Origin of the sequence: Mesorhizobium sp. WSM3868 (genome assembly GCF_002294785.1) — a bacterium.
GTDB lineage: Bacteria > Pseudomonadota > Alphaproteobacteria > Rhizobiales > Rhizobiaceae > Mesorhizobium.
In genome coordinates, this window is the sequence record NZ_NSGB01000011.1 from 94,577 (window position 1) to 107,136 (window position 12,560).

A 12,560-nucleotide genomic window follows, 5' to 3' on the forward strand; every position below is an offset into this window, starting at 1 on the left:
GAGTGTGGGCGTTTCTCGTTCGTCAAAGGAACAATTCGATTCCCGTCAGATTCTCAACGCCCTCAAAGCCTTTCGAAACGGTGACTTCTCCGTCCGCATCGAGAATTCCTATGAAGGGTTGAACGGCGAGATCGCCCACACATTCAATCAGATCGTCGAGTTGAACGACCAGATGGCGCGAGAATTTGCGCGGCTGAGCAGGGTCGTCGGCAAGGACGGCCGCATCGGCGAACGCGGCCATGTGAGGAACGCCAAAGGCAGCTGGGAATCGAGCGTCCGTTCGGTCAACGACCTGATCGAGGACATGGTGCAGCCCACCGCGGAAGTTGCCCGCGTCATCGGCGCGGTCGCCAAGGGCGATCTGTCCCAATCCATGATGGTGGAAATTGACGGCAGGCCGCTTCGTGGCGAATTCCTGCGCATCGGTAAAATCGTCAACACCATGGTTGAGCAGCTCGCCTCCTTCACGTCGGAGGTGACGCGTGTGGCGCGCGAGGTCGGCACCGAAGGCAAGCTGGGCGGTCAGGCACGCGTCAGGGGGGCGGCGGGCACGTGGAAGGACCTGACCGACAATGTCAACGCGATGGCGACCAACCTGACCAGCCAGGTGCGCAACATTGCGGAGGTGACCACGGCTGTCGCGTCTGGCGACTTGTCGAAGAAGATCACCGTCGACGTGAAGGGCGAGATCCTCGAACTGAAGAACACCATCAACACGATGGTGGACCAGCTCAACTCCTTCGCCTCGGAGGTGACCCGCGTCGCGCGTGAGGTCGGCACCGAGGGCAAACTCGGAGGCCAGGCCCGTGTCGAGGGCGTTGGCGGTACTTGGAAGGACCTAACCGACAGCGTCAACCTGATGGCCGCCAACCTGACCGGCCAGGTGCGCAACATCGCCGATGTGACGACGGCGGTGGCTTTGGGCGACCTCTCCAAGAAGATTACGGTCGACGTGAAAGGCGAAATCCTGGAACTGAAATCGACCATCAACACCATGGTCGATCAGCTCAACTCATTTGCCGGCGAGGTGACGCGCGTGGCGCGCGAGGTCGGCACGGAAGGCAAGCTCGGCGGCCAAGCGCAGGTGCGCGGTGTCGCCGGCACCTGGAAGGACCTGACCGACAACGTCAATTCCATGGCGGCGAATCTTACCGGTCAGGTTCGCAACATCGCCGAAGTGACTACCGCGGTGGCACTGGGTGACCTCTCGAAGAAGATCACCGTCGATGTGAAGGGCGAGATCCTGGAGCTGAAGAACACCATCAACACGATGGTGGACCAGCTGAACTCCTTCGCCTCGGAAGTCACCCGCGTGGCACGCGAGGTCGGCACCGAGGGAAAGCTGGGCGGCCAAGCTGAAGTCCGCGGAGTCGGCGGCACGTGGAAGGACCTGACGGACAACGTCAATCTGATGGCCGCCAATTTGACCGGGCAGGTGCGCAATATCGCCGATGTGACCACGGCCGTTGCCAGGGGCGACCTTTCGAAAAAGATCACCGTCGATGTGAAGGGCGAAATCCTCGAACTGAAGAACACCGTCAACACCATGGTGGACCAGCTCAATTCCTTCGCGTCGGAGGTCACCCGCGTGGCGCGCGAAGTGGGCTCGGAAGGCAAACTGGGAGGTCAGGCGCATGTCGAGGGCGTCGGCGGCACCTGGAAGGATCTGACCGACAATGTCAACGCGATGGCCGGCAATTTGACCGTGCAGTTGCGCGACGTCTCCAAGGTCGCGACCGCAATCGCCACCGGCGACCTGACCCAGAAGATCACCGTCGACGCCTTGGGCGAAATCCTGCAGATCAAAGACGTCATCAATACGATGGTGGACCAGTTGAATTCCTTTGCCTCGGAGGTGACGCGCGTCGCGCGCGAGGTGGGTTCCGACGGCAAGCTCGGCGGACAGGCGCAGGTACGCGGCGTTGCCGGCACCTGGAAGGACCTCACCGACAACGTCAACGCCATGGCCGCCAATCTCACGGGCCAAGTGCGCAACATTGCGGAGGTGACGACCGCCGTCGCACTCGGCGATCTGTCGAAAAAGATCACGGTCGATGTGCGCGGTGAAATCCTGGAGCTCAAGGACACCATCAACACGATGGTGGACCAATTGAACTCCTTTGCCTCGGAAGTGACGCGCGTGGCTCGCGAGGTCGGCACCGAAGGCAAGCTCGGCGGTCAGGCACAGGTGCGCGGCGTCGCCGGCACCTGGAAGGACCTGACCGACAACGTCAACTCGATGGCCGAGAACCTCACCGGTCAGGTTCGCAACATCGCCGAAGTTACCACAGCGGTGGCGCGAGGCGACCTGTCCAAGAAGATCACCGTCGATGTCAAAGGCGAGATCCTGGAGCTGAAGTCGACCATCAACACCATGGTCGACCAGCTTAACTCGTTCGCCGGCGAGGTGACGCGCGTGGCTCGCGAGGTCGGCACCGAAGGCAAGCTCGGCGGTCAGGCTCGGGTGGAGGGTGTGGCCGGCACCTGGAAGGACTTGACCGACAACGTCAATCTGATGGCGACCAATCTGACCAACCAGGTGCGCGGCATTGCAGACGTCGTCACCGCCGTTGCTCAGGGCAATCTGAAGCGCAAGCTTGCGGTCGATGCCAAGGGCGAGATCGCTTCGCTGGCGGACACGATCAACGGCATGATCGAGACGCTGGCGACCTTCGCGGATCAGGTGACCAACGTGGCTCGCGAGGTCGGCATCGAGGGCAAGCTCGGCGGCCAGGCCAGGGTGCCGGGCGCCGCCGGCCTGTGGCGCGACCTGACCGACAACGTCAATCAGCTGGCGGCGAACCTGACGACCCAGGTCCGGGCCATCGCCGAAGTGTCGACCGCGGTGACCAAGGGCGACCTCACCCGCTCGATCAGCGTGCAGGCCTCCGGCGAGGTCGCGGCGCTGAAGGACAACATCAACGAGATGATCCGCAACCTCAAGGACCAGACCTTGAAGAATGCCGAGCAGGATTGGCTGAAGACCAATCTCGCCCGTTTCTCGCGCATGCTGCAGGGCGAGCGGGACCTTGCCACGGTTTCGCGGATGATCATTTCCGAGCTCGCGCCGCTGGTGAACGCGCAATACGGCCTGTTCTACGTCACCAATCGGGACGAGGAAGAATCCTATCTGGAACTAGCCGCGTCCTACGCCGCCGAAGGCAAGGCCACCGTCCGCCAACGGGTCGACTTCCGCGAAGGCCTGATCGGGCAGTGCGCCGCCGACAAACGGGCAATCATGCTCGATGACGTCCCATCGAGCTTCCTGCGCATCACCTCCGGCCTGGGCGAGGCCCCGCCGGCGAGCGCCATCGTCCTGCCGGCATTGTTCGAGGACGAGGTCAAGGCGGTTATCGAACTCGCTTCGTTCAGCCGGTTCAGCGATACGCACCGCCTTTTCCTGGAGCAGCTCATGGAATCGGTCGGCATCGTGCTCAACACGATCGCCGCGACCATGCGCACGGAAGGGCTTCTCAAGCAATCGCAGCTTTTGACGTCCGAACTGCAGTCGCGTCAGACCGAGCTCACCAAGAAGCAGGAAGAGCTTCACGCCACCAATGAGGAGCTGCAGGAAAAGGCGCAACTGCTCGAGAATGAAAAGAAGCAGGTGGAAAACAAGAACCTCGAGATCGAGATGGCCAGGCGGGCTCTGGAGGAGAAGGCCGAGCAACTGGCGCTGACTTCCAAATACAAATCCGAATTCCTGGCGAACATGAGTCATGAGCTGAGGACGCCGCTGAATTCGCTGTTGATCCTGTCCAATCTGCTTGCGACCAACCAGCAGGGGAATCTGAACGACAAGCAGATCGATTTCGCGCGTACTATCAACTCGGCAGGTACCGACCTGCTCAGCCTCATCAACGACATACTGGATCTTTCCAAGATCGAGTCCGGCACGGTGTCGATCGAAATCAACGACATGCCGCTCGCACACCTGCGCCAGCATATGGAGCGGACTTTCAGACAGCTTGCGGCTGACAAGGGGCTCGGCTTCACCATCAAGATTGAGCAAGCCCTGCCTGACACGATCCGCACGGACGAAAAGCGGCTGCAGCAGATCGTGCTCAATCTGCTGTCCAATGCCTTCAAATTCACGTCCAACGGCGAGGTGATGCTGAACATCCATGCCGAGAGAACCGGCCGCAAAAACGGTGCGGCGCCGCCCCGGGCACTGGCGATCGCCGTTACCGATACCGGGATCGGCATTCCGGAAGACAAGCAAAAGCTCATCTTCGAGGCGTTTCAGCAGGCCGACGGCACGACCAGCCGCAAATATGGCGGCACTGGCCTCGGCCTTTCCATAAGCCGGGAAATCGCCCGGCTGCTCGGCGGTGAGCTGCGCGTCGAAAGCGAGCCAGGCAAGGGATCGACCTTCACCCTGGTCATCCCCTTCGACGGCCCGCGCAGCAGCAGCCTGGCGGCGCCGATTGAGCTTTCGCCTGCCGAAGTCATCGCGGCGGGCGTCCAGCCAGCAGACAGCTCGGGTACCCCAGAACTTGCGGACGATCGTGACTCGATCAATCCCTCGGACAGGGTGGTGCTTATTGTCGAGGACGACCCGACTTTCGGAGGGCTGCTGCTCGGTCTTGCTCGATCCGCCGGACTGAAGGGGGTGCTTTCAACCGCCGGCTCCGGCACGCTTGCGCTGACTCGCAAGCTGATGCCCGATGCCATCACGCTCGATCTCGGCCTTTCAGACATCGACGGCTGGGTGCTTTTCGACCTTCTGCGGCATGACCAGAAGACCAGGAGCATTCCGATCCATGTCATCTCCGGCGCCGAAGATCTCGAAGTGCTGACGCGCAGGGGCGCTGCAAGCGTTTCGAGCAAGCCGGTTTCGGCCGGCGAGCTCGCCCGCGTTTTCGAGGAAATCCATTCGCGGAACCTGAGGGTGCAGCGCAACGTGCTGATCGCCGATCCTGACCCCGAGCGCCGCCTGGCCCTGGTGGAAGCCATTCGAGATGGCATCACCTCGGTCACCGCGGTCGGTCGTGTCGCCGCCAACGTGGACGAGCCGGGCGCCGCCGCTTATGACGCGATTGTTTTCGGGTTTGGGCGTTCGGCCAAGGACAACGCCCAGATGCTCGACGAAATCGTGTCTCAATTCAGCGACGCTCTACCGCGCCTGCTGTTCTTCACGCCGCACCCGGACGCGTTTCTGCAGCAGGTCGCGCTGCATCCGGCACTGGGCGATGTCCCACGTGCCGATAACTTCGGCCAGCTCGGGCTCCTGATCTCGGCGGCACTGCCAAGCGACACGCAGAGCGAACAGATCTTGGCCACCGAGCAGGTCGACAATGCCGATCTCGCCGGCGCCAAGGTTCTGATCGTCGACGACGACATTCGCAACATCTACTCGTTGACCAGCGTGCTGGAGACTTACGACATTGATGTGCAGCATGCCGAACGGGGCCGGGACGGCATCGCGTTGCTCGAAGAAACACCCGACGTCGATGTCGCCTTGATCGACATCATGATGCCGGAAATGGACGGCTACGAGACCATGCGTCGGATTCGGGCAATGCCGGCGATAGCCCACATCCCATTGATCGCGGTTACCGCCAAGGCGATGAAAGGCGACCGTCAGAAATGCCTGGACGCCGGCGCATCCGACTACATCGCCAAACCGGTCGATCTCGATCTGCTGCTTGCGTTGCTGCGGGTTTGGATCGGTCGCGCGCGAGCGCGGGCTGAGCCCTTCGCGCCGGCATTGATGACCGCCATCTGAAAGCACTCCGGCAGGTAAAAGGAATGGCCGCGATCGAGGCAGAAAGAAGCGAACCGGTCGAAGGATTGCGGGCACGCGTTCTCGCGGTCGATGACGACGAACGCAATCTGCTTGCCATCGCGGAGGTGCTTGGCGAAGTCGGCGAGGTCGTCTGCGCCCAGTCGGGTGAGGAAGCGCTGCGCTTCCTGCTCAAGGAAGATTTCGCCGTCATCCTGCTCGACGTGCTCATGCCGAACCTCGACGGCTACGAGACGGCCACGCTGATCCGCCGGCGTGAACGATCGAAAAACACGCCGATCATCTTCCTTACCGCGATCAGCAAGGAAGAGGCGCATATGCTGCGCGGCTACGACGTCGGCGCTGTCGACTACCTGTTCAAGCCGTTCGACCCGGTGATGCTTCGCTCCAAGGTCATGGTCTTCGTCGATCTTCATGAGAAGACGCGCGAGATCGAGCGAAACGCGGCGCGGGAGCAGCGGCTGCTCGAACAGGCGCTGAAGGCCAAGTCGGACAAACTCGATGCCGAGCGGGCGCTGCGCCATTCGGAAGCAAGGCAGGAGGCGATTCTTGCCTCGCTTCCGATCTGTTTTCATGCCCGCTCGGCTGAGGCGCCTTTCGCCGCAAGCTACGTTTCGAAAGGCGTCGAGCGGCTGACAGGGTTCCCGCCGAGCCGTTTCCTGTCGCATCCGGATTTCGGGCTCAGCCGGGTTCACCCCGACGATCGCGAGGAGGTAAGCAGGTCGCTTTCGGCGGCATGCGAGACGGGGTCCTATGGCTGCGAATTTCGCTGGCGGTGTGCCAATGATGAATATCGCATCTTCTTCGATCGGGGCGTGGTTTCCAAAGATGACGCTGGGCTCGAGTTGCTTGGCACCATGCAAGACATAACAGAGCAACGCCGCCTGGAGAGCCAGCTGCTGCAGTCGCAGCGGCTCGATGCGATCGGCAAACTGACCGGCGGACTCGCCCATGACTTCAACAATCTCCTCGCGGCGATCCTTTCCGGCCTAAGCCTGCTCGAGCGACAGCTGACGCTGGACGGCAACGCTACCAAGATCCTCGACATGACACGCCGCTCCGCCGGGCAAGGCAGGGATCTCGTCCAGCGCATGCTCGCTTTTTCGCGACGCCAGGACCTGAAGCCCGTGGCAGTACCCTTGTCGAGCCTTGGGGATACGATGAACGGGTTGGTTGCGCCGGTCCTTGGAGGCCTCGTGCGCTTCAAGTGGCTGGTGAGTGACGACACATGGCCCGTGTATGTGGATGCGGCGCAGCTCGAGCTCGCCTTGATGAACCTCATCTTCAATGCTCGAGACGCAATGCCTTCGGGAGGCACGGTTCTCGTCCGGACGAGCAACCGCAGCGTCGGCCACGCGGGCGACGAACTGCCGGCTGGCGACTATGTGGTGGTCGCTGTCGAGGACACCGGGACCGGAATTGCCGGCGACATGATAAGCAAGGTGGTCGAGCCGTTCTTTACAACCAAGCCGATCGGGAAGGGCACGGGGCTGGGTCTCAGCACCGTCTATGGTTTCGCCAAGCAGTCGGGCGGCATGCTCAGGATAGAGAGCGAGGTGGACCGCGGCACCATCATAGAACTGTGGCTGCCCCGATCCAATCAGCCGCAGGATGTCACCGAGGCTATCGCTGTTGCCGGCGCAGAGGCTGTCGAGGCTGCCGACGCGGAGCGCGCCACGGCGGTTGGCGAACGATCACTGACCGTTCTGCTCATCGATGACAGCCACTCCTTGAGAGAAATGACGGCCATGTCGCTCAGGCAGTCCGGCTTCGAGGTCGTAGGGGCTTCCGGCGGAGCCGAAGCGCTTGCCGCCATTGAGAGAGAGCCGGATCGATTCGACGTGATCGTCACCGACTTTGCCATGCCCCTTATCTCGGGCATAGACGTGATCCGGTTTGCCCGCAATCTGCGTGCCGGCTGGCCCGCGGTTATGATCACCGGCTATGCGGATGCGGAGAAAATCGTGGAGCGCCCCCTCGATGTCGCGCTTGTCGGCAAGCCGTTCGACGAAAAGGACCTTGTTGTGGCCATACATGCCGCAGCGCGTGGCAAGCTAGTCTAATCAACGCCTCGGCATAGCTTCGCCTGTTACCTGTCCTCGATGATCCTCAAATAGGCCGCGGTCACGAACAGCACGATGAAGCCGAAGAGGATGCGGCGGCCGCCTTCGGGCATATGCAGGATGGTGAGCAGCGTCGTCAGCACGGTCAGGATCAGCGCGCCGACAATGGTTCCCATATAGCCGCCGCGGCCGCCGAAGATCGAGGTGCCGCCGATGACGGCGGCAGCCACCGAAGGCAGCACCAGCGGCTCGGCGAGCGACAGCGAGGGCGCCTTGATCAGGCCGATATAGAGCAGGCCGGTGATGCCGGCGAGCAGGCTGGAGATGACGTAGAGCGCCGTGATCACCTGCCAGTAGCGGACGCCCGAAAGCCGTGCAGCGCGCTCATTGTCGCCGACGGCGTAGAGCAGGCGGCCGAAGCCTGTACGGTTCAAGGTGAAGACGATCAGCACCGCCACCGGCACGAACAGGAAGAGCGCGTTGGGGAAGCCGTAAGTGAGGCCGGTGCCCAGCCAGTTGAGGAAATCCGGAATCTTGGCGCCGGAGGCGATCACGGTGCGCTGGTAGACCTGCAGGAAGCCGGTGCCGATCAGGCTGGTGCCGAGCGTCATGATCAGCGGATGGACGCGGAAGACGCCGACGCCGACGCCGTTGACGAGGCCGATCAGCACCGCCGGCAGCATGGCGAGGATGAAAGCCACCGTCGGATCCTGGTTGACGATTTGCGTCGCCATGATGAAGGCGCTCATCGTCGCCACCGTGCCGACCGAGAGGTCGATGCCGCCGGTGAGCATCGTCATGGTCTGACAACCGGCGAGGATTGCCAGCGGAATGGCGAACTTGGCGGTGTTGGCGATCCAGCGTTCATTGACGATCCCGGGGCGAAGAACCTGCAGGATCAGCACCAGGATGACGAGCAGGATGATCAGCGGGATGAGCGGCCGGTCCGCCATGAAGCGCTTCAGGCGGCGGCCGAGCGAGACCGGCTGGGGCATGGTCGCGCTGTTCGTCATGGTGTTGCTCCTGCCGGGCGGCCCCGGATGGTGATGAAGGCGCCGAACATCACCACGGCGACCATGATCGCGCCCTCGATGATGGCCGTGACGTTGGGATCGATGGCCAGAAGCGTCAGGTCGGTGCGCACCAGCCTGAGCACGAAGACGGCGATGATCGGCCCGAGCAGCCCACCCTTGCCGCCACCGAGCGCGACGCCGCCCAGCACCACCGCCGCGACGCTGGCCAGCAGATAGGGACCGGGGATCGGCGCGCCGATGCCGGTGCTGATGGTGAGCGACAGCCCGCCAAGTGCTGCGAACAGGCCGGAGAGCGCGTAAGCGACGATCCTGGTGCGGGCCACCGGCACGCCGCTGCGGAAGGCGGCGAGCTCGTTGCTGCCGATGGCGTAGATGGAGAGGCCAAGCCGCGAGCGCCTGAGCGGGATCCAGATGACGAAGAGGCAGACAAGCAGCAGCACCAGTGCCTTCGGGATCCAGGCATCGGCCCAATCCGGCAGGCCGGGGATCGGCATGGTGCCGACGACGGTGGCCTTCAGCCACTCGGCGGCTGCGCCGCCGGGCGCGTCAAGCACCAGGAGGGCCGCGCCTTGCAGGACGAATAGCGTGGCCAAAGTAACCACGATATCCGGCACTCGGGTCACGACGATTAGGAGGCCGTTTAGCGCGCCGAGCACAAGGCCCATGGCCAGCACGAAGGGCACGACGAAGTACGCATACTCCTCGCTGGCGCCGTTCATCATCGAGGCGGCGGTGACGCTGGTCAGCGCCATCATGGCGGCCACTGACAAGTCGATGCCGCCGGCGATGACCACCACAGTCTGCGCCGCGACGGCGAAGGCGTAGGGCAGAACCGCCCGCGCCAGCGAGCCGAAGTCGCCGCTGCCGTAGCCCGGCTGGATCAGCTTGGTGACGACGAACAGGAATACGAGCAGGGCGAGCAGGCCGGCGACCCAGCCCTGGCGGCGCAGGAAGCGCATCATGGCGCGGTCTCCGCGTCGGACGTTGGCCTGACATCGGCAAGGATGCCGACATCCGCCCTGGCGCCGCGCGGCAGGCCGTAGGCGGCCCGCATCAGAGCCGGCTCGTCGGCGAGCTCGACCGGGAAGGTGTCGACGACACGGCCGCCGAAGATGACGATGACGCGGTCGCAGACACGCTGCACTTCCTCCAGCTCGGATGTGTAGAAGAGGACCGATTTGCCGAGGCCGGCGAGCTCGCGCAGCAATTTGTAGATTTCCTGCTTGGTGCCGACATCGATGCCGCGCGTCGGGTCGAAGCAGAGGATGGTGCGGGCATCTGCCGCGATCCAGCGGGCAATCGTCACCTTCTGCTGGTTGCCGCCGGAAAGGCGCTGGACCTCGCCCTGCGCGCGGGTGTCGATCTGCAGCCGGGCGATGGCGCTTGAAACCACCATATGCTCCCGGCGCACCTTGATCGGTCCCCATTTGCGCAGCGCAGCGCTGAAAGGCAGCGCGATGTTCTCGCGCACCGAACGTTGCATGGCTAAAGCCTCTGTGCGGTCACCCGGCACGTAGGCGAGGCCGGCCTGGATGGCATCGCTTGGATGGAAGAACTTCACCGGCGCGCCATCGACGGCGATCGTGCCGCCGGCCGGGCGGATCGAGCCGGCAAGGGCGGCGAAGAGCTCGTCCTGGCCCTGGCCCTCGAGCGCGACGACGCCGGCCACCTCGCCATTGGCGAGATCGAAAGAGACGTCATGCAGCTTCGTGCCGAGCTGCAGGTTGCGGACCGAAAGCCGAGGGTGGCTGTCCTTCACGACCGGCGCTTCGCTTGCCGTGCGCGCCGCGGCGACGCTGGTCTTCTCGATACGGGCGCCAAGCATCATCTCGACGATCCTTTCCTCGACGCCGGGCTCGATGTCGACGACGCCGACGGTTGCGCCGTCGCGCAGCACCGTGGCGCGGTCGCACAGCGCCGAGATCTCGACGAAACGGTGCGAGATGAAGATGACCGAGCGGCCGCTGTCGCCCTGGCGGCGAACGACTTCCAGCACTTTTTCGGCAAGGTTGGCGGGCAGTGCGGCCGTCATCTCGTCTAGCAGCAGAACGTCGGGCTCAGCGGCGAGCGCGCGCGCCAGGTCGAGCACACGCAGGACGGCCAGCGGAATGTCGCGCGCGGTCTCGCGTATGTCGAGGTTCGGAATGCCGAGCTCGCGCACCCAGGCGCGGAACGGCTCGACCGGCGTGCCAGTGAGCCTGAGATTGGAAAGCACATCGAGGTCAGGGATCAGCGCCGGTTCCTGGTAGACCGGCAGCAGGCCGGCGCGACGCGCGGCGGCCGGAGAGCGGACATCGCGAGCTTCGCCGCGGATCAGGATGCGGCCGGCATCCGCCGGGATCGCACCGGTCAGGATCTTAACAAGGGTCGACTTGCCGGCGCCGTTGGCGCCCATCAGCGCATGCACTTCGCCCGGCAGCACCGATAATGATGCGTCACGCAGCGCCGACACCGCGCCGTAATTCTTCGCCACGCCGGTGGCGTCCAGCAATGTATTGTTCGGCAATTCGTTCGTCGTCAAAACCAGCGTTCTCGCATCAAGCACCGAGGACGGCAGGTTCGCACCTGCCGTCCCGGCGACCCTATCCCGCAGCTCCTTATCGCAAAACCGTAGGATGCTTTTTGCGACATCTGCGGAGTTGAAGTCGCTCAGGCGACTATTCGCCCGGACCCTTGCAGGCGACGATCTGCTCCTTGGTGTAGGTGGTCCAGTCCGGGATAGAGATCGAGACCGGCCATTCGGGGCTGAGCGACGGGTCGGCGGCCGCCTTCAGCTTGGCCTTGCCTTCCTCCGTGACATTTTCCCAGAGCTGCGGCTCGACCAGAACGGTTTGCTGCGCCGGCTTCCTGCCGTCGAGGATCTGCAGTGCGAGCGAAACGCCGGCGCCGCCGATCGAGCCGGGATTGGTGACGGCAGCGCCGACCAGACCCTTAACCGTGTTCAACTGACCGACGAAGCCGGCATTGTCGGCGCCGACAACCGGCACCATCGGCGCCTGCTGCTCGACCAGAGCGTCGACGATGACGTTGTCGATGCCGGAGGTCCAAATGCCGTTGATCGGCGTTCCGGTGGCGAGGAAGGACAGGATCTGCTGCTTGGCCTGATCCTGCTGCCAGCCGGTGAAGACTTCCTGCGCGACCTTCACGTCGGGGAATTCGGCCAGCGCCTTCTTGAAGCCCTTGTCGCGGTCGCTGTCGGCGGAAGCACCGGCGGCGCCGCGCATGTACAGCACCTCGCCCTTGCCGCCCATCTGCTGGAACAGCCACTTGGCGCCGAGATAGGCATACTGTTCCTGGTTGTTGGAGATGATGTATGCGGACGGCTCGGTCACCGCCTGGTCGACAGCGACGACGACGATACCGGCCTTGGTGGCTTCCTCCAGACCGGCCTTGATGCCGGCCGGATCGGCCGGGTTGACGACGATGGCGTTTACCTTGGCGCTGATCAGATTGCGGATGTCCTCGAGCTGGCCGGCGGCGTCGGTGTTGCGGTGGGCGATGTTGAGCTTCGCCACTTGGCCGGAGGCGAGCGCCTGGGCCTTCATGGCGCAGATCATTTCCTCACGCCAGCCATTGCCCTGCACGGTGTTGGAGATGCCGATCGTGTATTTGCCTTCGGCGGACGACACGCCCACCGAGGCAAGCAAGGCAGCGCCGGCAAGCAGCGGGGCCATGGTCAGGTATTTCTTCATTTCAGTGCTCCTCCACATTGATTTC

General features: G+C 63.5%; 6 protein-coding genes. 2 read left to right on the forward strand and 4 right to left on the reverse strand.

The genetic code is table 11. The annotated features are described in order from the left end of the window. The first annotated feature begins 4 nt into the window (after window positions 1-4). Complete coding sequence (locus CK221_RS18665; protein WP_245430677.1) at window positions 5-5,728, forward strand: HAMP domain-containing protein; 5,724 nt, start codon at window positions 5-7, stop codon at window positions 5,726-5,728. 23 nt (window positions 5,729-5,751) lie between these two features. Next, complete coding sequence (locus CK221_RS18670; protein WP_095778773.1) at window positions 5,752-7,809, forward strand: response regulator; 2,058 nt, start codon at window positions 5,752-5,754, stop codon at window positions 7,807-7,809. Window positions 7,810-7,835: 26 nt separating this feature from the next. Here CK221_RS18670 and CK221_RS18675 read toward each other — a convergent pair whose 3' ends face one another. The 4 genes from CK221_RS18675 to CK221_RS18690 all read right to left on the reverse strand — a co-directional run bounded on the left by CK221_RS18675 (window position 7,836) and on the right by CK221_RS18690 (window position 12,535). After that, window positions 7,836-8,822, reverse strand: a complete 987-nt coding sequence (locus CK221_RS18675) for an ABC transporter permease (RefSeq protein ID WP_067003946.1) — start codon at window positions 8,820-8,822, stop codon at window positions 7,836-7,838. Next, window positions 8,819-9,805: an ABC transporter permease gene (locus CK221_RS18680; protein ID WP_095778774.1), complete on the reverse strand. Its 987-nt coding sequence runs from the start codon at window positions 9,803-9,805 to the stop codon at window positions 8,819-8,821. Before CK221_RS18680 ends, CK221_RS18675 begins: the two co-directional genes overlap by 4 nt. After that, window positions 9,802-11,349 (reverse strand): sugar ABC transporter ATP-binding protein, encoded by a 1,548-nt coding sequence (locus tag CK221_RS18685; protein ID WP_095778839.1) that lies wholly within the window; start codon window positions 11,347-11,349, stop codon window positions 9,802-9,804. Before CK221_RS18685 ends, CK221_RS18680 begins: the two co-directional genes overlap by 4 nt. 151 nt (window positions 11,350-11,500) lie before the next feature. Further along, complete coding sequence (locus tag CK221_RS18690) at window positions 11,501-12,535, reverse strand: ABC transporter substrate-binding protein (protein WP_095778775.1); 1,035 nt, start codon at window positions 12,533-12,535, stop codon at window positions 11,501-11,503. Window positions 12,536-12,560: the final 25 nt, after the last annotated feature.

Excerpts from the sequence above, each read along its gene's own strand:
- CK221_RS18690 (WP_095778775.1), bottom strand. The coding sequence starts at position 12,535 with ATGAAGAAATACCTGACCATGGCCCCGCTGCTTGCCGGCGCTGCCTTG.
- CK221_RS18670 (WP_095778773.1), top strand. The coding sequence starts at position 5,752 with ATGGCCGCGATCGAGGCAGAAAGAAGCGAACCGGTCGAAGGATTGCGG.
- CK221_RS18680 (WP_095778774.1), bottom strand. The coding sequence starts at position 9,805 with ATGATGCGCTTCCTGCGCCGCCAGGGCTGGGTCGCCGGCCTGCTCGCC.
- CK221_RS18675 (WP_067003946.1), bottom strand. The coding sequence starts at position 8,822 with ATGACGAACAGCGCGACCATGCCCCAGCCGGTCTCGCTCGGCCGCCGC.